We start from the raw sequence: 24,154 nt of genomic DNA on the forward strand, positions 1-24,154 counted from the left end.
ATGTCGTCCTCCGAGTTCGTTCCTCTCTCCGCCGCCCAGCAGAGCGTCTGGTACGCGCAGCAACTGACGCCGGAGACGCCGATCCATATCGGGCTCTACATCGAGATCGAGGGGCCGGTCGACCACGGGCTGCTGGACCGGGTGGCGCGGATCGCCTCCCACGAGCTGGAGGCGATGCACGTCCGCCTCGTCGAACGCGACGGAATGGCCGTCCAGCAATTCCTGGAACCGCACGCGACCATTCCGCTGGTCGACCTGGGCGACGCCGCCGACCCGCGCGCCGCCGCCCGCGCCTGGATCGACGCGCGGATGGCCGAGCCGCTGCCGCTGGACGGCGAGCGCCTGTACCGCACCGCCCTGCTGCGCCTGGCCGAGGACCACCACTGGTGGTGGATCCGCTCGCACCATATCCTCCAGGACGGCTTCTGCGGCCCGATCCTCAGCCACCGCGCCGCCGAGCTCTACACGACCCTGGCCGGCGGCGGCGAGTACGAGCCGACCAGGCTCGGCGACTACCGGGCGCTGCTCGCCGAGGAGGCCGGGTACCGCGCGTCGGAGAGGTTCGAACGGGACCGCGCCTACTGGACCGAACGGTTCGCCGACCGGCCGGTGGCGGTCGGCCTCGCCGAGGGCACGGCGCCGCCGACCATCGACCACCTCGCCCGCACCGTCACCGTCCCGCCGGAGCAGACCGAGGCCCTGGCCGCCGGGTCGCGCCGGCTGCGCACCGCCACCCCGGGCCTGGCGATCGCCGCGACCGCCGCCTACGTGGCGGGCATGACCGGCACCCGGGACGTCATCCTCGGCCTGGCCGTCACCGGCCGCACCACGCGGCTGGCGCGCGAGACCCCGGCGATGATGTCATCGATCCTGCCGCTGCGCGTCGAGGTCCGCCCCGACATGACGGTCGAGGAGCTGGTCCGCACCGTCACCCGCGCCTCCGCCCGCGCCCTGCGCCACCAGCGGTACCGCCGCGAGGACCTGCTGCGCGACCTGAAGCTGCTGGGCGACCGGCAGCACCGCCTGTACGGCCCGGTCGTCAACATCATGGCGTTCGACTACCGGCTGGACTTCGCCGGGACACCGGGCCGCATGCACGCCCTCACCATCGGCCCGATCGACGACCTGGCCGTCAACATCTACGACAACCTCGACGGCAACGGCCTGCGCGTCGACTTCGAGGCCCACCCCGACCTGTACACCGCGTCCCAGGTCGCCGGGCACCAGGACCGCTACATCCGCTTCCTGCGCGCCCTCGCCGACGCCGACCCGGCCACGCCGCTGCGCGAGGTGGGGCTGCTCGACGACGCCGAACGCCGCCGCGTCCTGCGCGAGTGGAACGACACCGCCCTGGACGTCCCGCCCGCCGTCCTCCCCGACCTGATCGAGGCGCAGGCCGCCCGAACCCCGGACGCGACCGCCGTCGTCGCGGGCGACACCGAGCTGACCTACGCCGAGCTGAACGCCCGCGCCAACCGGCTGGCCCGCCACCTGATCGGCCTCGGCGTCGGCCCCGAGGACTTCGTCGGCCTGGCCCTGCCCCGCGACGCCGACCTGCTGGTGGCGGCGCTGGCGATCCTCAAGGCGGGCGCGGCCTACCAGCCGGTCGACCCGTCCTACCCGCCCGACCGCGTGGCGATGATGCTGGCGGACGCCGCCCCCGCCTGCGTGATCACCAGCGGCGGCGCCGACCTGCCCGGCACCGCCCGCCGCGTCGAGCTGGACGCCCTGGACCTGACCGGCGTCCCCGGCGGGAACGTCACCGACGCCGACCGGGTCCGCCCCCTGCGCCCGGACAACCCGGCCTACGTCATCTTCACCTCCGGGTCCACCGGCCGCCCCAAGGGCGTGGTCGTCACCCACGCCAACGTCGTGGACTTCGCCGCCTCCATCGTCGCCGACTACCCGCCCGAGCGCCTCGGCCGGGTGCTGTTCGCCAGCTCCCTCAACTTCGACGTCTCGGTGATCGAGTGGATCGTCCCGCTCACCGCCGGCGGCTGCGTCGAGGTGGTGCGCGACCTGCTGGAACTCGCCGACCGCGGCGGCTGGCGCGGCACCATGGTCGCCGCGGTGCCGTCGGCGATGGCCGCGACGCTGGCGCGCGGCGGCCTCAAGCTCGACGTCGGCGACATCGCCCTCGGCGGCGAGGCCCTGCCGCCCCGCCTGCTGCGGGACCTGCGCGCCCTCGCCCCGCACGCGCGCGTCTCCAACATCTACGGCCCCACCGAGACGACCGTCATCGTCACCGACTGGTTCGACGACGGGAACCCCGACGCCCGCGCGCCGATGGGCGGCCCCATGCGCAACGTGCGCGCCTACGTGCTGGACGAGGCGCTGCGCCCCGTCCCCGCCGGCGTCCCCGGCGAGCTGTACCTGGCGACGCCCGGCCTGGCGCGCGGCTACCTGGACCGCCCCGACCTGACCGCCGAACGGTTCGTGGCGTGCCCGTTCGGCGCGCCCGGCGAACGCATGTACCGCACCGGCGACCTGGTCCGCTGGAACGACGGCGGCGAGCTGGAGTACCTGGGCCGCTTGGACCACCAGGTGAAGGTCCGCGGGTTCCGCATCGAGCTCGGCGAGATCGAGGCCGCCCTCACCGGCCACCCCGGTGTGGGGCAGTGCGTGGTCGCCGCCCGCCGGGACGCCGCGGGCGACACCGCGCTGGTCGCCTACGCCGTCCCGGCGGGCGGCGTCCCCGCCGACGCCCTGGACCCGGCGGCGCTGCGCGCCCACGCCGGCCGGACGCTGCCCGAGTACATGGTCCCCTCCGCGATCATGGTGCTGCCGGAGCTGCCGCTGAACCCGGCCGGGAAGCTGGACCGGGGGGCGCTGCCCGAGCCGGTGTTCGCCGCCGCCACCGGACGCGGCCCGCGCGACGACCGCGAGGAGATCCTGTGCGGGATCGTCGCGGAGGTGCTGGGGCTGCCGCGCGTCGGCATCGACGACGACTTCTTCGACCTCGGCGGCGACTCGCTGAAGGCCACCCGCGTGGTGGCGCGCGCCCGCGCCGCGCTGGGCGCCGAGCTGCCGGTGCGCGCGCTGTTCGAGGCCCCGACCGTCGCCGGGCTCGCCGAGCACGTCGCGGCCGGGACCGGACCGGTCCGCCCCGCGCTGGCCCCGGCCGCGCGCCCCGACCCGCTGCCGGTGTCCCACGCCCAGGAACGCCTGTGGTTCCTGAACCGCCTCGAAGGGCCGACCGCCACCTACAACATGCCGATCCCGCTGCGCCTCACCGGCGAGATCGATCCCGGCGCGGTGCGCGCCGCGCTCCGCGACGTCGTGGCCCGGCACGAGCCGCTGCGGACGCTGTTCGACGAGGTGGACGGCGCGCCGGCGCAGCGCGTCCTGGACCCCGGGGACGCCGACCCGCCGCTGCTGGCCGGCGAGGTCGTCGCCGGGGACGTGCGCGGCGCGCTGTTCGCGGACGCCACCCGCGGCTTCGACCTGGCCACCGACCTGCCGATCCGCGCCCACCTGTACCGGCTCGGCCCCGACGAGCACCTGCTGCTGCTGGTCCTGCACCACATCGCGGGCGACGGCTGGTCCCTGGCCCCGCTCGCCCGCGACGTCATCACCGCCTACCTGGCCCGCCGCGAGGGCCGCGCCCCCGACTGGGCGCCGCTGCCGGTCCAGTACGCCGACTACGCCCTCTGGCAGCGCGCGCTGCTCGGCGACGAGGACGACCCGGACAGCCTGGCCGCCCGCCAGATCGCCCACTGGCGGCGGGCCCTGTCCGGCCTGCCCGACCAGACGCCGCTGCCGACCGACCGGCCGCGCCCCGACCGCGCCTCCCACCGGGGCGGCCAGGTCGCGTTCACGCTGCCGCCGGAACTGCACCGGGACCTGACCGCGCTGGCCCGCGACCACCAGGTCAGCCTGTTCATGGTGCTCCAGGCCGCGCTGGCCGCGCTGCTCACGCGCCTGGGCGCGGGCACCGACATCCCGATCGGGTCGCCGGTCGCGGGCCGCACCGACGAGGCCCTGGACGACCTGGTCGGCGTGTTCGTCAACACCCTGGTCCTGCGCACCGACACCGGCGGCGACCCCGCGTTCGCCGAGCTGCTGGCCCGCGTCCGCGACACGGACCTGGCCGCCCACGCCCACCAGGACGTCCCGTTCGAGCGCCTGGTGGAGGTGCTGAACCCGCCGCGCCACCTGGGCCGCCACCCCCTGTTCCAGGTCATGCTGACCCTGCAGAACAACCCGATGGCGAGCGTCGAGCTGCCCGGCCTGACCGTCGAGGTCGAGCCGGTGGACGCCGGGGTCGCCAAGTTCGACCTGGAGTTCCTGCTGGAGGAGCCGCGCGACGGCTCCGGCGGCCTGGCCGGGACCGTCGAGTACGCCCGCGACCTGTTCGATTCCACGACCGTCGAACGGTTCGCGGCCTGGTACCGGCGGGTCCTGGAGGCGGCCGTGGCGTCGCGCGGCGCGGTCACCGTCACCGGCCTGGACCTGCCCGGCATCGAGGAGCACCGCACCGCGGCGCCCGTCCCGATCACCCCCGCGCCCGCCGCCGACGCCACCGTCAAACGCCTGGTCGCCTACGTCGTCGCCAAGCCCGGCCGGACGGCCGACCCCGAGGAGCTGCGCGCCCACGTCCGCGCCCACCTGCCCGAGTCGATGGTCCCGGCCGCCGTCGTGCTGCTCGACGAGATGCCGCTGACCCCCAACGGCAAGGTCGACGTCAAGGCGCTGCCCCGACCTGAGATCACCGCGCCGCGCGCCGCCCACCGCGCCCCCCGCGACGAACGCGAGCGGGCCGTCGCCGCCGTCTTCGCCGACCTGCTCGGCCTGGACCGCGTCGGGATCGACGACGACTTCTTCGCGCTCGGCGGCAACTCGCTGATCGCCATGCGGGTCGTCAGCCGCGTCCGCCGCGTCCTGGCGGTCGAGCTGCCGGTCCGCGCGCTGTTCGAGGCCCCGACCGTCGCCGCCCTCGCCGCGCTGCTGGGCGAGGCGGGGACCGGACGCGGCCGCCCGGCGCTGGAGCCGCGCGACCGCCCCGACCCGCTGCCGGTGTCCTACGCGCAGAACCGGCTGTGGTTCCTCAACCGCTTCGAGGGCCCGTCGGCCACCTACAACATGCCGCTCGCGCTGCGCGTCACCGGCGCGCTCGACGCCGGCGCCCTCCAGGCCGCGCTCGGCGACGTCGTCGCCCGCCACGAGTCGCTGCGCACGATCCTCCCCGACAGCGGGGGAGTGCCGCGCCAGCACCTCCTGGACCCGGCCGCCGCCCGCCCCGAACTCCACGTCACCGACACCACCGCCGCCGAACTGCCCGCGCACCTGGGCATGGCCGCCGGGTACGCGTTCGACATCTCCGCCGAACCCCCGATCCGCGCCCACCTGTACCGGCTCGGCGGCGACGAGCACGTGGCGCTGCTGCTGATGCACCACATCGCCGGGGACGGCTGGTCCCTGGCGCCACTGGCCCGCGATGTGGTCACCGCCTACGCCGCCCGTGCCGAGGGCCGTGCCCCGGACTGGGCGCCGTTGCCGGTGCAGTACGCCGACTACACGCTCTGGCAGCAGGAGCTGTTCGGTTCCGAGGACGATCCCGGCAGCCTGGTCTCGAAGCAGATCGCGTTCTGGCGCGACGCCCTGGCCGGGCTCCCCGAGGAACTGGACCTGCCGACCGACCGGCCCCGCCCCGCCGAGGCGAGCCACCGCGGCGGCACCACCCGCTTCACCCTGCCCGCCGGCGTCCGGGCCCGGCTGGACGAGGTCGCCCGGGAGACCGGCGCGAGCCCGTTCATGGTCGCGCAGGCCGCGTTCGCCGCGCTGCTCACCCGCCTGGGCGCGGGCACCGACATCCCGATCGGCTCGCCGATCGCGGGCCGCACCGATGAGGCCTTGGACGACCTGGTCGGCATGTTCGTCAACATGCTGGTCTTCCGTACCGACACCAGCGGCGACCCGACGTTCCGGGAGCTGGTCGCGCGGGTCCGGGAGACCGACCTGGCCGCCTACGCCCACCAGGACGTCCCGTTCGAACGCCTGGTGGAGGTGCTGAACCCGCCGCGCCACCTGGGCCGCCACCCCCTGTTCCAGGTCGGCCTGACCTTCCAGAACAACCCCGAGGCCCGGCTCGAACTCCCCGGCTTCACCGCGCGGGCCGAACCGCTGCACGCCGGGGTGTCCCGCTTCGACCTGCTGATGGTCCTCACCGAGACCGACGACGGACTCGCCGGGGAACTGGAGTACGCGCTCGACCTGTACGACCCGGCGACCGCCGCCGCGCTGGCGGAGCGGTTCACGCGCCACCTGACGGCCCTGCTGGAGGACCCGGACGCCCGGATCGGCGCGGCCGACGTCCTCGACCCCGCCGAACGCGCCACCATCCTGGACGAGTGGGCGGGCGGCACGGCCCTGCCCGGCGGCGGCGCCGCCACTCGGGCGACGCTCCCGGCCCTGTTCGAGGCGCGGGCGGCGGAACGGCCGGACGCCCCGGCGGTCACGTTCGAGGGCACCACCCTCACCTACGGCGAGCTGAACGCCCGCGCCAACCGCCTGGCCCGCTACCTGGCCGCCCGCGAGATCGGCCCCGAGGGGTTCGTGGCGCTGGCGCTGCCGCGTTCGGTCGAGCTGGTCGTGGCGGTGCTGGCGGTGCTGAAGGCGGGCGCGGCCTACGTCCCCATCGACCCGGACCACCCGGCCGACCGCACCGCCCTCATGCTCGACGACGCCGGGCCGGTGATCGCGATCACCACGGGCGCGGCGGGCGGGGCGCTGCCCGAGGACCTGCCGCGCGTCCTGCTGGAGGACGACGCGCACGCGGCCTACCTGGACACCGACCTCACCGACGCCGACCGCGTCCGCCCGCTCGACCCCGGGCACCCCGCGTACGTGATCTACACGTCCGGTTCGACCGGTCGCCCCAAGGGCGTGGTGGTCCCGCACCAGAACGTGGTGCGGCTGCTGCGGTCCACGGAGCAGTGGTTCGACTTCGGGCCGGATGATGTGTGGACGTTGTTCCACTCGTATGCGTTCGACTTCTCGGTGTGGGAGCTGTGGGGTTCCCTTCTGTACGGCGGTCGCCTGGTGGTGGTGCCGTATCTGACGAGTCGTTCGCCTGAGGACTTCCTGCGGCTGCTGGCGGCGGAGAAGGTCACGGTGCTGAACCAGACGCCGTCGGCCTTCTACCAGCTCATGGCGGCCGACCGGGACAATCCCGGCCTGGACCTGGCCCTGCGCTACGTCGTCTTCGGCGGGGAGGCGCTGGAGCTGGGCCGCCTGGAGGACTGGTACTCCCGTCACGCCGACGACGCTCCGGTGCTGGTCAACATGTACGGCATCACCGAGACCACGGTCCACGTGTCGTACCTCGCCCTGGACCGCGCCTCCGCCGCCACCGCCTCCGGCAGCATGATCGGCGTCGGCATCCCCGACCTGCGCGTCTACGTGCTCGACGGCCATCTCCAGCCGGTCCCTCCCGGAGTGGTCGGCGAGCTGTACGTGGCGGGCGCGGGCCTGGCGCGCGGCTACCTCGGCCGTCCCGGTCTCACCGCCGAACGCTTCGTCGCGAACCCGTTCTCCAGGTCCGGTGAGCGCATGTACCGCACCGGCGACCTCGGCCGCTGGCTGCCGGGCGGCCGCCTGGAGTATCTGGGCCGTTCCGACCAGCAGGTCCAGTTGCGCGGCTTCCGCATCGAGCCCGGCGAGATCGAATCGGCGCTCGTCGCGCACGACGCGGTCTCCGACGCCGCCGTCGTCGTCCGCGAGGACGTTCCCGGCGTCAGACGCCTGGTCGCCTATGTCGTCGCCGACGACCACGACCCGGCCGCGCTCCGCCGCCACCTGGCCGGACGCCTCCCCGACCACATGGTCCCGGCGGTGTTCACGGCCCTCGACGCGCTGCCGCTGACCGTCAACGGCAAGCTCGACCGCAAGGCGCTCCCCGCACCCGACCTGTCCACCCACGCCTCCTCCCGGGCTCCGCGCACTCCGGAGGAGGAGATTCTCGCGGCGCTGTTCGCGGAGGTTCTGGGTTTGGAGCGGGTGGGTGCGGAGGACGGGTTCTTTGATCTGGGCGGTGATTCGATCATCGCGATCCAGTTGGTGTCGCGGGCCCGTCAGTCGGGTCTGGTCATCACGCCTCGTGATGTGTTCCAGCATCAGACCGTCGCGGAGCTGGCCGCCGCCGCCCGACCCGCCGGCGAGGGCGAGGAGATCGAGGCCGAACCCCCGGGAACGGCCGTCGGCCCCGTCCCGGTCACGCCGATCGTCGCCTGGCTGCGGGACCGCGCCGGCGGTGACGCCGACCTGATCGCCGGGTTCCACCAGGCGACGGTGCTGCGCACCCCCGCCGGGCTCGGCCTGGAGGCGCTCGCGGACGCGTTCCAGAAGGTCGTGGACCACCATGACGCGCTGCGGCTGCGCCTGGACGTCGACGGCGACCGGTGGCAGCCGGTGGTCCGCCCGGCCGTCTCCGTCGAGGACCTGGTGACCCGCGTGGACGTCGCGGGCCTGGACGCCGACAAGCTCGCCGACGTCGTCGCCGAGCAGGCCGCCGCCGCCCGCGACCGCCTCGACCCCGTCAACGGCGTCATGGCGCGGCTCGTCTGGCTCGACGCGGGCGACGCCCAGGGCCGCCTGCTCGTCCTGCTGCACCACCTGGTCGTGGACGGGGTGTCGTGGCGGATCCTGCTGCCCGACCTGGTGACCGCCTGGGCCGGGGGAGGGCTCCCGCCGGTCGGGACCTCCTTCCGCCGCTGGGCGCAGCGCCTCACCGCCGCCGCCTCCGACCCGGCCCGCACCGCCGAGCTCGACACCTGGCTCGACATCGTGGACGGCCCGAACGCGCCGCTCGGCGACCGCGCCCTCGACCCCCGCGTGGACGTCGCGGCCCGCGCCCGCTCCCTCACCCTGGAGCTGCCCGCCGACGTCACCGGGCCGCTGCTGACCGACGTGCCCGCCGCGTTCCACGGCCGCGTCAACGACGCCCTGCTCACCGGCCTCGCCCTCGCCGTCGCGCACTGGCGGAGGACGCGCGGCGGACGCGGCACCGGCGTGCTGGTGGACCTGGAGGGCCACGGACGCGGGGACGCGGTGCCGGGCGTGGACCTGTCGCGCACGGTCGGCTGGTTCACCTCGATCCACCCGGTCCGCCTGGACGCCGGGACCGCCGACTGGGCCGAGGCCGCCGCGGGCGGCGCGGCCGCCGGGACCGCCCTGAAGAAGGTCAAGGAGCAGCTCCGCGCCGTGCCGGGCGACGGCGTCGGCTACGGCCTGCTGCGCCACCTCGACCGGGAGGCCGCCGAGGAGCTCGCCGAGGCGCCGCCCGCGCAGATCGCGTTCAACTACCTCGGCCGGATCCCCGCCGGGGCCGCGCCCGGCGACGGCGACTGGACGCTCGCCCCCGAGGAGCCCCCGGCCGGGGAGGACCCGCGGCTGCCGATGGCCCACGCCCTGGAGATCAACGCGATCACCCGGGACCGGGCCGGCGGCCCGGTGCTGTCGGCGACCTGGACCTGGCCGGACGGCCTGCTGGCCGAGGACGGGGTGCGGGCCCTGGCCGGACACTGGGCCACCGCGCTGCGCGGCCTGGTCGCGCACGTCGTGGACGGCGGCGACGGCACCGGCCCGGTGGGCGGCTTCACCCCGTCGGACCTGCTGGTCGACCTGGACCAGACCGAGATCGACAAACTTCAGGACGCGTGGAGGAAGCACCAGTGAACCGGGGGGACCTGGAGGACATCCTGCCGCTGTCGCCGTTGCAGCAGGGGTTCTTCTTCCACGCGCTGTTCGACGACGCCGACGCCGACGTCTACACCGCGCAGATCGCGCTGGAGCTGGAGGGCCCGCTCGACGCCGCCGCGCTGCGGACCGCCGCCACGACCCTGCTGCGGCGGCACTCCAACCTGCGGGCCGCGTTCTGGCACGAGGACCTGTCGCGGCCCGTCCAGGTCGTCCCGCGCGGCGTCGAGCCGCCGTGGGAGGAGGTCACGGTCGCGTCGGAGGCCGAGGCCGACGCGGTCGTGGCCCGGGAACGCGCCCGCCCGTTCGACCTCACCAAGCCGCCGCTGCTGCGGTTCGCCCTGGTGCGGACCGCCCCGGACCGCCACCGGCTGATCCTCACCAACCACCACATCCTGCTGGACGGCTGGTCCACGCCGGTGCTGGCGACCGAGCTGTTCGCGCTCTACCTGGCGGGCGGCGACGACACCGGCTTCCCGCGCGTCACCCCCTACAAGAGCTACCTGGCGTGGCTGTCCCGGCAGGACCGCGCCGCCGCCGAGGACGCCTGGCGGCGCGCCCTGGACGGCGTCGACGGGCCGAGCCTGGTCGCCCCCGAGGCGGCGGGCCGCCCGCCCGTGCCGCCCGCCCGGACCGCCACCACCCTGGACGCGCGGCTGACGAAGCGGCTGTCCCGCGCCGCCCGCCGCCACGGCGCGACCCTGTCCACCGTGCTCCAGGCCGCGTGGGGCCTGACGCTGGGCCGGACGCTGGGCCGCGACGACGTGGTGTTCGGCGCGGCCGTCTCCGGCCGCCCGCCCGAGCTGCCCGGCGTCGAGCAGATGATCGGCCTGTTCATCAACACCATCCCGGTCCGCGTGCGGCACCGGCCCGGCGAGTCCCTGGGCGGGCTGCTGGAACGCCTCCAGGACGAGCAGACCGCACTGCTGCCGCACCACCACCTCGGCCTCACCGACGTCCAGAGGGCCGCCGGGCACAACGGCGCGCTGTTCGACACGATGACGGTGCTGGAGAACTACCCGTTCGACCCCGACGCCACCGGCGGGTCGCTGAACGGCCTCCGCGTCACCGGCTTCGAGTCCTACGACGCCACCCACTTCCCCCTGTCGTTCGTGGCGATCCCCGGCGACGAGCTGTCGCTGCGCCTGCACTACCGCCCCGACGTCTACGAGCGTGACGTCGCGCAGGCGCTGCTGGCGCGGGCGCGGCGCTTCCTGGAGGCGTTCGCCGAGGACTCCGCGCGGCCCGCCGGAGCGGTCGTCCTCACCGACGGCGCCGAACGCGCCCGCCTGGACGCCTGGAACGCCACCACCGCCGACCTCCCCACCGGCACCCTCACCGACCTGTGGGAACGCCGGGCCGCCGCCACCCCCGACGCCGTCGCCCTGGTCGCGGGGGACCGGCGCCTCACCTACGCCGAGCTGAACGCCCGCGCCAACCGCCTGGCCCACGAGCTCATCGCGCGCGGGATCGGCGCGGAGGACCGCGTCGCCCTCGTCCTGCCCCGCACCCCCGACCTCGTCACCGCCATCCTCGCGGTGCACAAGGCGGGCGCGGCGTACGTGCCGGTCGACCCCGACCACCCGGCCGACCGGATCGCCGCGATGCTCGCCGACGCCGCGCCCGCCCTGGTGATCGGCGCCGACGGTGTCGCGGCCGCCCCCGGCCGCCCGGACCGCGACCCCACCGACGCCGACCGGGTCCGCCCGGTGACCGGCGACAACGCCGCCTACGTGATCTACACGTCGGGATCGACGGGCCGCCCCAAGGGCGTCGTCGTCCCGCACGCCGGGGTCCTCAACTACTACGAGGCGCACCGCGCGACGTTCTTCGAACCCGCGGTCGCCGAGGCCGGGGGACGGCGGCTGCGGTTCGCGCACCTGGCGTCGTTCTCGTTCGACACCTCCTGGATGGGCCTGCTGTGGATGTTCCACGGCCACGAGCTGCACCTGATCGACGACGGGACGCGCCGCGACGTGGCCGCGTTCGCCCGGTACGTCGACACCGCCCGCGTCGACCTGGTGAACGTCACCCCCTCCCACTTCCGGGCGCTGCGCGAGGCGGGCCTGCTCACCGCCGGGCACCGCCCCTCCCACCTGCTGCTCGGCGGCGAGGCGATCGACGGCGCGCTCTGGGACGACCTGCGCGCCCTGGAGGGGACCGCGGTCCGCAACTTCTACGGACCCACCGAGTCGACCATCGACACCATGAACCAGCCGGTCACGGCGACCGGGCGCCCGGCGATCGGCTCCCCGCACCGCAACACCCGCGCCTACGTCCTCGACGCCGCGCTCCAGCCCGCGCCGGTCGGGGTGCCCGGCGAGCTGTATTTGGCGGGCGTCCAGCTCGCGCGCGGCTACCTGGACCGCCCCGACCTGACCGCCGAACGCTTCGTCGCCGACCCGTTCGGCGCGCCCGGCGACCGCATGTACCGCACCGGCGACCTGGCCCGGTGGACCGCCGACGGCGCGATCGAGCACCTGGGCCGCGTCGACGACCAGGTGAAGATCCGCGGGTTCCGCGTCGAGCCCGGCGAGATCCAGGACGTGCTCGCCCGCTTCGAGGGCGTCGCCCAGGCCGCCGTGGTCGCCCGCGACGGCCGGCTCGCGGCCTACGTCGTCCCCGCCACCGTGGACGTCGCGGCCCTGCGCCGGTACGCCGCCGCGCGGCTGCCGGACCACATGGTCCCGGCGATCACCGCGCTGGAGGCGCTGCCGCTGACGGTCAACGGCAAGCTCGACCGGGACGCGCTGCCGGAGCCCGGCGTCGCCGCGACCGTGTCCCGCGCCCCGCGCTCCCCGCGGGAGGAGATCCTGTGCGGGCTGTTCGCCGAGGCCCTCGGCGTCGCGAGGGTCGGCGTCGACGACGGCTTCTTCGACCTGGGCGGGGACTCGCTGGTCGCGACCCGCCTGATCAGCCGGATCCGGTCGGCGCTCGGCGTGGAGCTGCCGGTCCGCGCCCTGTTCGAGGCCCCCACGGTCGCGGGCCTCGCCGAACGCGTCGCCCGCCACGAGGAGCGGGCCGCCGGGACCGTCCGCCCGCCGCTGACCCGCGCCGAACGCCCCGACGTCGTCCCGCTGTCGTACGCGCAGCAGCGCCTGTGGTTCCTCAACCGGTTCGAGGGGCCGTCGGCGACGTTCGTCATGCCCGCCGCGCTCCGCCTGGACGGCGCGCTCGACGCCGCCGCCCTCGCAACCGCGCTCGCCGACGTGGTGGCCCGCCACGAGACCCTGCGCACGGTCTTCCCCGACGCCTCCGGCACCGCCCGGCAGCTCGTCCTCGACCCGGCCACCGCCCGGCCGCGCCTGCCGGTCACCGCCACCGACGAGACCCGCCTGCCGGCGGAGCTGGCCGCCGAGGCCGGCCGGGGCTTCGACCTGTCGGTGGAGCCCCCGCTGCGCGCCCGGCTGTTCCGGCTGGGGGAGGATCGGCACGTCCTGCTGCTGGTCCTGCACCACATCGCCGGGGACGGCTGGTCCCTGGCGCCACTGGCCCGCGATGTGGTCACCGCCTACGCCGCCCGTGCCGAGGGCCGTGCCCCGGACTGGGCGCCGTTGCCGGTGCAGTACGCCGACTACACGCTCTGGCAGCGCGAGCTGTTCGGTTCCGAGGACGATCCCGACAGCCTGGTCTCGAAGCAGATCGCGTTCTGGCGCGACGCCCTGGCCGGGCTCCCCGACCGGCTCGAACTGCCCACCGACCGGCCCCGCCCCGCCGAGGTGGGCCACCGCGGCGGCACGGTCCCGTTCCAGCTGGACCCCGACCTCCACCGGGCGCTGCTCGCGCTGGCCCGCGAGACCGGCGCGAGCCTGTTCATGGTCATGCAGGCCGCCTACGCCGCGCTGCTCACCCGGCTCGGCGCGGGCACCGACATCCCGATCGGCTCCCCGATCGCGGGCCGCACCGACGAGGCACTGGACGACCTGGTCGGCATGTTCGTCAACATGCTGGTCCTGCGTACCGACACCAGCGGCGACCCGACGTTCCGGGAGCTGGTCGCGCGGGTCCGGGAGACCGACCTGGCCGCCTACGCCCACCAGGACCTCCCCTTCGAACGCCTGGTGGAGGTGCTGAACCCGGCCCGCTCCATGGCCCGCCACCCGCTGTTCCAGGTCGCGCTGACGTTCCAGAACAACCCCGAGGCGAAACTCGAACTCGACGGCCTCACCGGCGGCGCGCAACCCCTGCCGTCCGGCACGGCCAAGTACGACCTCTCCCTCCACCTGGAGGAACGCCACGACGCCGACGGCGCCCCCGCCGGGATCGACGCCGGGCTGGAGTACGCGCTCGACCTGTTCGACGCCGGCACCGCCGCCTCCCTCGCGGCCCGCTTCCAGCGCCTGCTGCGCGAACTCGCCGACGCCCCCGACGCGCCCATCGGCACCGCCGAGATCCTCGACCGCGCCGAACGCCGCACGATCCTGCGCACCTGGGCGGGCGGCACCGCGACCGTGGACGCGAGCACCACCCTCCCCGAGATCTTCGAAGCGGTGGTGACGGCGCACGCCGCGTCCCCGGCGGTCACGTTCGAGGGCACGACCCTCAGCTACGGCGAGCTGGAGGCCCGCGCCAACCGCCTCGCCCACCTGCTCATCGAACACGGCGTCGGCCCGGAGCGGTTCGTGGCGCTGGCGCTGCCGCGTTCGGTCGAGCTGGTCGTGGCGGTGCTGGCGGTGCTGAAGGCGGGCGCGGCCTACGTCCCCATCGACCCCGACTACCCGGCCGACCGCATCGCCTACATGCTCGACGACGCCGAACCCGTGCTCGCCATCAGCACGCGCGAGGCCGCCGCCGTCCTGCCCGACACGATCGAACGCCTCCTGATGGAGGAGGCCGAGCGGCTCGGCCACCTGGACACCGACCCGACCGACGCCGACCGCGTCCGTCCGCTGCGTCCCGAGCATCCCGCGTACGTGATCTACACGTCCGGTTCGACGGGGCGTCCCAAGGGCGTGGTGGTCCCGCACCAGAACGTGGTGCGGCTGCTGCGGTCCACGGAGCAGTGGTTCGACTTCGGGCCGGATGATGTGTGGACGTTGTTCCACTCGTATGCGTTCGATTTCTCGGTGTGGGAGCTGTGGGGTTCCCTGCTGTACGGCGGCCGCCTGGTCGTGGTTCCTTACCTGACCTCCCGCTCGCCTGAGGACTTCCTGCGGCTGCTGGCGGCGGAGAAGGTCACGGTGCTGAACCAGACGCCGTCGGCCTTCTACCAGCTCATGGCGGCCGACCGGGACAATCCCGGCCTGGACCTGGCCCTGCGCTACATCGTCTTCGGTGGCGAGGCCCTGGAGCTGGGCCGCCTGGAGGACTGGTACACGCGGCATCCGGAGGACGCCCCGACCCTCGTCAACATGTACGGCATCACCGAGACCACGGTCCACGTGTCGTACCTCGCCCTGGACCGCGCCTCTGCGGCTACCGCCTCCGGCAGCGTCATCGGTGTCGGTATCCCCGACCTGCGCGTCTACGTGCTCGACGGCCATCTCCAGCCGGTCCCTCCCGGAGTGGTCGGCGAGCTGTACGTGGCGGGCGCGGGCCTGGCGCGCGGCTACCTCGGCCGTCCCGGTCTCACCGCCGAACGCTTCGTCGCGAACCCGTTCTCCAGGTCCGGTGAGCGCATGTACCGCACCGGCGACCTCGGGCGTTGGCGTCGCGACGGCCGCCTGGAGTACCTGGGCCGTTCCGACCAGCAGGTCCAGTTGCGCGGCTTCCGCATCGAGCCCGGCGAGGTCGAGGCGGCCCTCGCCCGCCACGACTCGGTGGCCGACGTCGCCGTCGTCGTCCGCGACCGGCGGATGCTCGCCTACGCCGTGCCCGCCGACGGCGCGGAGATCGACCCGGCCGCACTGCGCCGCTTCGCGAACCGGACGCTGCCGGACCACATGGTCCCGGCCGCCGTCGTCCCGCTCGACGCGCTGCCCCTGACCTCCAACGGCAAGCTCGACCGCAAGGCGCTCCCCGCACCCGACCTGTCCACCCACGCCTCCTCCCGGGCTCCGCGCACTCCGGAGGAGGAGATTCTCGCGGCGCTGTTCGCGGAGGTTCTGGGTTTGGAGCGGGTGGGTGCGGAGGACGGGTTCTTTGATCTGGGCGGTGATTCGATCATCGCGATCCAGTTGGTGTCGCGGGCCCGTCAGTCGGGTCTGGTCATCACGCCTCGTGATGTGTTCCAGCACCAGACCGTCGCGGAGCTGGCCGCCGCCGCCCGGCCCGCCGGCGAGGGCGAGGAGATCGAGGCCGAGGCCCCGGGAACGGCCGTCGGCGTCGTCCCCGCCACCCCGATCATGCGGTGGTTCCAGGAGCTGACCGGCCCGGTGGACGACTACAGCCAGCGGATGCTGCTGCGGGTCCCGCCCGCGCTCGGCGCGGACCGGCTCGCCGCCGCGCTCCGGAAGGTCATCGACCACCACGACATGCTGCGGCTCCGCGTCGACCGCTCCACCCCGGAGTGGACGTTCGAGATCACCGAGCCCGGCACCGTCGACGCCGCCCCGCTGGTCCGCCGCGTGGACGTCACCGGCCTCACCGGCGACGCCCTCGACCGGGTCCTCCACGACGAGTCCCTGGCCGCGCGCCGCCGCCTCGACCCGGCGAACGGCGTCATGGCGCAGCTCGTCTGGTTCGACGCGGGCGACGAGGACTCCGGCCGCCTCCTGCTCACCCTCCACCACCTGGTCGTGGACGGGGTGTCGTGGCGGATCCTGCTGCCCGACCTGGTGACCGCCTGGGCCGGGGGAGGGCTCCAGCCGGTCGGGACCTCCTTCCGCCGCTGGGCGCAGCGCCTGACCGCCGCCGCCTCCGACCCGGCCCGCGCCGCCGAGACGGCGCTGTGGAACGACATCCTCGCCACCCCCGACCCGCTCCTCGGCACGCGCCCGCTGGACCCGGCGGCCGACACGTTCGGCACCGCCCGCCACCACACCATCACGCTGCCCCCCGAGATCACCGGGCCGCTGCTGACCGACGTGCCCGCCGCGTTCCACGGCCGCGTCAACGACGCCCTGCTCACCGCCCTGGCACTGGCCGTCGCTGAGTGGCGGCGCGCCCGCGGGATCGCCGACGACACCGCCGTCCTGGTGGACCTGGAGGGCCACGGCCGCGAGGAGATCGTCCCCGGCGTGGACCTGTCGCGCACGGTCGGCTGGTTCACCTCGATCCACCCGGTCCGCCTGGACGCGGGCGGCGTCGACTGGGCCGAGGCGGACTCCGGCGGACCGGCCGTCGGCACCGCGCTCAAGCGGATCAAGGAGCAGCTCCGCGAGATCCCCGACAACGGCGTCGGCCACGGCCTGCTCCGCCACGTCGCGGGCACGGTCGGACCGCGCCCCCGCCCGCAGATCGCGTTCAACTACCTGGGCCGCGCCGCCGCCGGGGACGCCGCCGACTGGTCCCCGGCCGACCCGGCCGCGCTGGCGGGCGGCCAGGACGACGCCCTCGGCCTGGTCCACGCGATCGAGATGAACGCCCACACCCGCGACCTGCCCACCGGCCCCGAGCTGACCGCCGTGTGGACGTGGGCGGACGCGCTGTTCGACGAGGCCGACCTCACCGACCTGGCCGGCCGCTGGGCCGCCGCCCTGCGCGGCCTGGTCGCGCACGTCACCGGCGACGGCGCCGGGCCCGTCGGCGGCTTCACCCCCTCCGACCTGACCCTGGTGGACCTGGACCAGGACGAGATCGACGAACTGGCCGCCGAACTCGACGACGGCTTCGACGACGGCTTCGACGGCGAAGGGGAGCCCGGCTGATGGCGGAGCAGAGGAAGCAGTCGCAGCTCGAGGACGTCTGGCCGCTGTCGCCGCTCCAGCAGGGCCTGTTCTTCCACGCCCTGTACGGCGACGACGTCTACACCGCGCAGGTCGTCTTCGACCTCGAAGGCCCGCTGGACACCGCCGCCCTGCGCCGGGCCGCCGCCACCCTGCTGCGCCGCCACGCCAACCTGCGCGCCGGGTTCCGCCAGCGCAAGGAGGGCACCCCCGTCCAGGTCGTCCACCGCCAGGTGAAACCGCCCTGGCAGGACATCGACCTGTCGGCCCTCCCCGAGGCCGAACGCGAGGCCCGCGCCACCGAGATCGCCGACCGGGAGCGCGCCACCCCCTTCGACCCGGCCCGGCCGCCGCTGCTGCGCTTCGTGCTGGTGAGGATGGCCGACGACCGGCACCGGATGGTGTTCACCAACCACCACATCCTGCTGGACGGCTGGTCCACCCCGGTGCTCCAGACCGAGCTGCTCGCGCTGTACCTGGCGGGCGGCGACGACACCGGCATGCCGCGCGCCACCCCCTACAAGAACTACCTGGCGTGGCTGTCCCGGCAGGACCGCGCCGCCGCCGAGGACGCCTGGCGGCGCGCGCTGCGCGGCGTCGACGAACCCACCCTCGTCGCCCCCGGCGCGGCCGGGCCCGGCGCCGCCGCGCCCGGCCGCGTCCGCCGCCTGCTGCCCGCGGACCTGACCGCCGCGCTCCAGGACCGCGCCCGCGCGCACGGCGTCACCCTCAACACCGTCCTCCAGCTCGCCTGGGGCGTGCTGCTCGGCCGCCTCACCGGCCGCACCGACGTGGTGTTCGGCGCGGCGGTGTCGGGCCGCCCGCCCGAGCTGCCGGGCGTCGAGCGGATGATCGGCCTGTTCATCAACACGATCCCGGTCCGGGTCCGCGTCCGCCCCGCCGACACCGCGGCCGCCGCGCTGACCCGCCTCCAGTCCGAGCAGGCCGACCTGATGGCCCACCACCACGTCGGGCTCGCCGACATCCAGCGGCTGTCGGGCGTCGGCACGCTGTTCGACACGATGACGGTGCTGGAGAACTACCCGTTCGACCCGGACGCCGCCGGGACCGACCTCGGCGGCCTCACGATCCGCCCGCACGACGGCTACGACGCCTCCCACTACCCCCTGGCGCTGGCCGCCGTCCCCGGCCGCCGCCTGGCGCTGCGCCTGGACCACCGCGCCGACCTGTACCCGGCCGCCGCCGCCGAACGCCTCGCCGACCGGCTCACCGCCGTCCTGGAGACGCTCGCCCACCGCCCCGGCGCCCCGCTCGCCGCGATCGACGTCCTCGACGGCGCCGAACGCGACCGCCTCCTCACCGCCTGGCAGGGCGCCGACACCGGCCTGTCGCCCGACACCGTCACCGGCCGCTTCGCGCGCCTGGCCGCCGAACGCCCGGACGCCGTCGCGATCCGCGCCGCGGGCGCGCCGATCACGTTCGCCGAGCTCGACGCCCGCGCCAACCGCCTGGCCCGCCGCCTGGCCGCCCTCGGCGTCACCCGCGAGACCCGCGTGGCGACGCTGCTGGACCGCTCCGCCGAGGTCGTCGTCGCGACCCTCGCGATCCTCAAGGCGGGCGGCGCCTACGCGCCGATCCACCACAGCTACCCCGACGACCGCGTCCGATGGGCGATCGACGAGGTGTCCGCCCCCGTCCTGCTCGTGGACGCCGCCACCGCGCCCCGCGCCGCCGCCCTCACCACCGCCGCGCGGATCGTCGACGTCACCGCCGTCACCGACGTCAGCGGCGACGCGACCGATCCCGGCGTCCCCGCGCATCCCGACCAGACCGCCTACGTGATGTTCACCTCCGGCTCGACCGGCGTCCCCAAGGGCGTGATGATCCGCCACCGCGACGTGGTCGCGCTGGCCGACGACCCGCGGCTGCGCGACGGCGCGCACGACCGCGTCCTGATGCACTCCCCGCACGCGTTCGACGCCTCCACCTACGAGATCTGGGTGCCCCTCCTCGCGGGCGGCACCGTCGTCGTCGCCCCGCCCGGCCGCGTCGACGCCGACGTCCTCGAACGGACCGTCCGGGACGAGCGGGTCACCGGCCTGTTCCTCACCACCACCCTGTTCAACCTGGTCGCCGAGGAACGCCCGCACGCGTTCGCGCCCCTCGCCGAGGTGCTGACCGGCGGCGAGGCGGGCTCGGCGGCGGCGATGCGCAAGGTCCTGGCGGCCTGCCCCGGCACCGAGGTCGGCCACGTCTACGGCCCCACCGAGTGCACCACCTTCGCCACCCTCCTCGGGATGCGCGGCCCGCTCGCCGCGCCCGGCAACGGCACCCCGCTCGGCCGCCCCTGCGCCGGGATGCGCGTCTACCTGCTGGACGCGGGCCTCCAGCCCGTCCCGCCCGGCGTGGTCGGCGAGGCGTACATCGCCGGGCCCGGCACCGGCCGCGGCTACCTGGACCGCCCCGCCCTGACCGCCGAACGGTTCGTCGCCGACCCGTTCGGCAAGCCCGGCGAACGCATGTACCGCACCGGCGACCTGATGCGCTGGACCGAGAGCGGCGTCCTGGAGTACGTCGACCGCGCCGACCTCCAGGTGAAGATCCGGGGCTTCCGCGTCGAGCTCGGCGAGATCGAGGCGGCCCTCGCCGACCACCCCGCCGTGGCGAACGCCGCCGTCCTGGCCCGTGAGGACACCCCCGGCGCGAAACGCCTGGTCGCCTATGTCGTCCCCGCCGCCCCGGCCGACCCCGCGGCGCTGCGCCGCCACCTGGCCGACCGGCTGCCCGAGTACATGGTGCCGTCGGCGTTCGTCCCGCTGGAGACGCTGCCGACCGGCCCGACCGGCAAGCTGGACCGCGCCGCGCTGCCCGCCCCCGCGTTCGACGAGGCCGCCCTCGGCCGCGACCCGGCCACCCCCGCGGAGGAGACCCTGTGCGGGCTGTTCGCGCAGGTCCTCGGCCTGGACCGGGTCGGCGCCGACGTCAGCTTCTTCGACCTGGGCGGCGACAGCGTCACCGCGCTCAAGCTGTGCGCCCTGGCCCGGCGGAGCGGCATCGACCTCACGCCCCGCCAGGTCTTCACCGGCCAGACCGTCGAGGCGCTGCTGCGCGCCGACGCCCCCGCCGACCCGGGCTTCGACGTCCTGCTGCCGATCCGCGCCACCGGGACGCGCCCGCCGCTGTTCCTCGTCCACCCGGCGGGCGGCCTGGCCTGGCCGTACTTCCGGTTCCAGCGGCACCTGGGCCCCGACCAGCCGCTCTACGGACTCCAGGCCCGCGCGTTCACCCAGGACGAGCTGCCCGGCTCCGTCGAGGAGATGGCCGAGGACTACCTCGCGCAGATCCGCGCCGTCCAGCCGCACGGCCCCTACCATCTGGCGGGCTGGTCCCTCGGCGGCCTCATCGCCTACGAGATGGCCACCCGCCTCCAGAGGGACGGCGAGCGGGTCGCGCTGCTCACCCTGATCGACTCCTACCACGGCCTCGACCTGGACTCCGGGAAGCGCGACGTGCTGCCCGAGCTCCTCCAGGGCATCGGCGTGGACGCCACCATGCTCGACCCCGACGGCCACCCCGACCTCGAACAGATCATGGGCGTGCTCGCCGCCCGCGGCGACGCCCTGGCCACCCTCGACGAGAACGCCCTGGTCAACGTCTACCGCAACTACGCCAACGGCGTCCGCCAGGCCGAGGGGTACCGCCCCGGCCCGTTCCGCGGCGACCTGCTGTTCTTCACCGCCCTGCGGGACCGCGCCCCCGGCACGCCCACCGCCCGCGCCAACTGGGGCCCCCTGGTGGACGGCGACATCGAGGACCATCCCCTGGACGTGGAGCACCACCACCTGATGGAACCCGGACCCGTCGCCGCGATGGGCGCGGTCCTGGCCGCCCGCCTCGACGGGCTCCGCCCGCCGCGCCACCGACCCGACCCCCCGACCCGGAAGGAACACCGATGACGAACCCGTTCGAGGACCCCGAGGCCACCTACACCGTCCTCGTCAACGACGAGGGCCAGTACTCGCTGTGGCCGTCGTTCGCCGAGGTCCCCGCCGGGTGGAGCGTCGCCAAGGCCGAGGACACCCGGCGGGCCTGCGTGGACTTCATCAACGAGAACTGGACCGACATGCGACCCAAGAGCCTGATCGAGGCGATGGGTGAGTAGGACCGGGGCGGCGGGGACGACGGCGTCCCCGCCCCTGGAGGTCCCCGCCGTCACCGAGTGGGTGATGGAGATGCGCGACCCGGCCGACCTGCGGCCCGCGCCGCTGCCCCCGGTGGAGATGGCCTTCACCCTGGCCCGGGTGCCGTCCCCCGACCTCAACCGCGCGCTGTACGCGGCGGTCGGCGCCCGGGTCTGCTGGACCGACCGGTTCACCTGGTCCCACGACGACTGGCGCGCCTGGGTGGAACGCCCCGAACTGGGCACCTGGATCGTGATGGCCGAGGGGACCGTCGCGGGCTTCTTCGAGATCGAGGCCCAGCGCTCCGGCGACACCGAGATCCACCTGGTCGGGCTGACCCCGGCGTTCGTCGGCCGGGGACACGGCGGCTACCTGGTCGAACAGTGCGTCCGCCGCGCCTGGCGGCGCGGCCGGCTGTGGGCCGAGCACACCGGCCCCGCCACCCGCGTGTGGTTGCGGACCAGTACGTTGGACCACCCGAACGCGCTGGCCAACTACCGGCGGCGCGGCTTCGAGGTCTCCGCCGAGCGGACCGGGCCCAAGCTCGTCCCCGACCCCCGGCTGGCCCCCTGGCCGCTCCCGCACGACCCCCGGACCGCCCCCCGGAGCGACGCTCGAACCGACAAGGAGGAAGAACTGATTCCATGACGTGCCCACCCGCCCCTCACAAGACCACGCGCACGCCCCCGACTGACATTCCCCGGCCCAGCCCAGGCGGCGCCATGACCCTGCTGATTGCCGCACCTCCGCGCGGCCGGTCCTGGCGCTGTGACGCCGGGGCTTCCCCCGTCGCTTCCACGATCGCTCGCGAGCCTGCGATGGTGACGCCCCTCGACCCTGACCAGGCGGCGCCATGAGCTGGTTCCGTTGTGCCGAGGCACGGCCCTGGGCGTCGCTGCGGTTGTTCTGCCTGCCGCACGCGGGCGGGTCGGCGGTGTTCTACCGCGCCTGGGCCAAGGAGATCAGTCCCGCCGTCGAGGTCCACGTCGTCCAGTACCCCGGCCGCGCCGACCGGATGGGCGACCCCCTGGTCTCCGACGCCGGGCAGCTCACCCGCCTGATCGCCGGGGCGATGGCGCCGCTCACCGACCGGCCGTTCGCGCTGTTCGGGCACAGCATGGGCGCGGTCCTGGCCTACGAGGTCGCCCGCCTGCTCCAGCGGCGCGGGCACACCCCCGTCCACCTGTTCGCCTCCGGCGCCCGCCCCCCGCACGACCGGGGCGGCGAGCGGCTCGCCGACAAGGACGACGACGCCCTCGTCGCCGAGGTCGTCGGGCTGGGCGGCACCGACGCCGAGGCGATGCGCAACCCCGAGCTGCGCGAGCTGGTCCTGCCCTACATCCGCAACGACTTCGCGCTGATCGAGAGCTACGCGCACGCCCCCGAGCCGCGCCTCACCGTGCCGCTCACGGCGTTCACCGGCGACCGCGACCCCCACGTGGACGCGGCCCGCGCCGCCCGCTGGGCCGAGCTGACCGACGGGCCCTTCGCCTCGCGCGAGTTCCCCGGCGACCACTTCTACCTCGTCCCGCAGCGGTCCCGGGTGCTCGCCGAGATCATGCGGACCCTGGAGGTCCCGACCGGCCCCTGACGGGACCGGTCGGGCCCCCGGGGCTCAGCGCGGCCGACTCCCGTACGCGACCCCCGTCGGCACGCGCCCGCCCGGCTCCCTCCGGGCCCCCGCCTCCCTCCCGGCGTCCGGTTCCACCCGGACCACGGAAGGGCCGGGACCCCGGCGCACCACCTCCAGGGTCACGAACTGCCGCCGCCGCGCGTCGGCGACGACCCGCACGTCACCGGCCCAGCACGCGCTGGCCAGCAGCGGCCGCGCCGCCGCGAAGTCCTCGGGCGCGGTCCCGGCGGGGCACCACAGCAGCACCCGCTCGCCGTACGGCGCCCGGCTCGTCCGCACCACCGCGGGCAGCCGCCCGCGGTGGTTCTGGATCCGCAGCTCCGCGCACGCGGCGCGGACCCGGTGCGGGGTGACGACGACCCACGCCCACTCCCGCGCGGCCGGCGCCGCCGCCAGCCCGGCCGCGGCCACCGCCAGGGCGGCGACCGCCCAGCCGCCGGCGGCGTACCAGAGACCGCCGGCCAGGCCCGCCGCCGCCAGCTCGTACCGCCACCGCCACACCACCGTCCACGGGTACGGCCGCGCCGCCGGACGCCCCCGGACCAGCATCTCCTCCATCAGCCGCGCCGCCGCGCGGTCCCGCGCGCTCACGCCGTCTCCCGGAAGAACCGCGCCCCGCACCGCCCGCAGACGGTCCCGGCCTCGCCGACGTGCGTGCCGTCCCGCACGCAGACCGCCAGCCCGTGGAACCGGGGGTCCCGGTAGGCGCGCCGCAGCCCGGTCGGGCTCTCGGCGACCTCCAGCCCCATCGCCCGTGCCTGGGCGTCGTGCACCGCGAACACCCGGTACCCGATCCACCGCAGCCACCCGCGCACGGAGTCCCGCGCCGGCGGCTCACCCGTCCCCGGCACCACGACCGGCGGCGCCTGACTCTGGATCATCGCGACCTCCTCGCTGAACCCGAGGCCGCCCGGTCC

The 24,154-nt window shown here is 75.3% G+C and carries 8 protein-coding genes; 6 read left to right on the forward strand and 2 right to left on the reverse strand.

Going from position 1 to position 24,154, the window contains the following annotated elements:
* The 6 genes from HNR61_RS37675 to HNR61_RS37700 all read left to right on the forward strand — a co-directional run bounded on the left by HNR61_RS37675 (position 1) and on the right by HNR61_RS37700 (position 23,195).
* Positions 1–9,675 carry a non-ribosomal peptide synthetase gene (locus tag HNR61_RS37675; protein ID WP_182847902.1) on the forward strand — a complete coding sequence of 3,225 codons (9,675 nt, stop codon included), beginning with the start codon at positions 1–3 and terminating at the stop codon, positions 9,673–9,675.
* Positions 9,672–17,444: a non-ribosomal peptide synthetase gene (locus tag HNR61_RS37680; protein ID WP_182847903.1), complete on the forward strand. Its 7,773-nt coding sequence runs from the start codon at positions 9,672–9,674 to the stop codon at positions 17,442–17,444. The genes HNR61_RS37675 and HNR61_RS37680 overlap by 4 nt, the downstream gene beginning before the upstream one ends.
* Positions 17,444–21,379: a non-ribosomal peptide synthetase gene (locus HNR61_RS37685; protein ID WP_182847904.1), complete on the forward strand. Its 3,936-nt coding sequence runs from the start codon at positions 17,444–17,446 to the stop codon at positions 21,377–21,379. The genes HNR61_RS37680 and HNR61_RS37685 overlap by 1 nt, the downstream gene beginning before the upstream one ends.
* Positions 21,376–21,585: an MbtH family protein gene (locus HNR61_RS37690; protein ID WP_067811133.1), complete on the forward strand. Its 210-nt coding sequence runs from the start codon at positions 21,376–21,378 to the stop codon at positions 21,583–21,585. Before HNR61_RS37685 ends, HNR61_RS37690 begins: the two co-directional genes overlap by 4 nt.
* Positions 21,578–22,252, forward strand: coding sequence for a GNAT family N-acetyltransferase (locus tag HNR61_RS37695; RefSeq protein WP_312898298.1), 675 nt, complete (start codon positions 21,578–21,580; stop codon positions 22,250–22,252). The genes HNR61_RS37690 and HNR61_RS37695 overlap by 8 nt, the downstream gene beginning before the upstream one ends.
* Positions 22,253–22,457: 205 nt before the next feature.
* A complete protein-coding gene (locus HNR61_RS37700) occupies positions 22,458–23,195 on the forward strand; it encodes a thioesterase II family protein (RefSeq protein ID WP_182847905.1) in 738 nt (245 codons plus the stop codon).
* Positions 23,196–23,219: 24 nt separating this feature from the next.
* Here the strand turns inward: HNR61_RS37700 and HNR61_RS37705 are convergent, their stop codons facing one another.
* Together HNR61_RS37705 and HNR61_RS37710 are read right to left on the reverse strand one after the other, a co-directional pair.
* A complete protein-coding gene (locus HNR61_RS37705) occupies positions 23,220–23,828 on the reverse strand; it encodes a hypothetical protein (protein WP_182847906.1) in 609 nt (202 codons plus the stop codon).
* The gene (locus HNR61_RS37710) at positions 23,825–24,118 is read right to left on the reverse strand and encodes a hypothetical protein (protein ID WP_067811122.1); all 294 of its coding nucleotides are present in this window, start codon (positions 24,116–24,118) and stop codon (positions 23,825–23,827) included. Before HNR61_RS37710 ends, HNR61_RS37705 begins: the two co-directional genes overlap by 4 nt.
* Positions 24,119–24,154: the final 36 nt, after the last annotated feature.

It is taken from the genome of Actinomadura kijaniata (assembly GCF_014138665.1).
In the GTDB taxonomy this organism is placed as follows: Bacteria; Actinomycetota; Actinomycetes; order Streptosporangiales; family Streptosporangiaceae; genus Spirillospora; species Spirillospora kijaniata.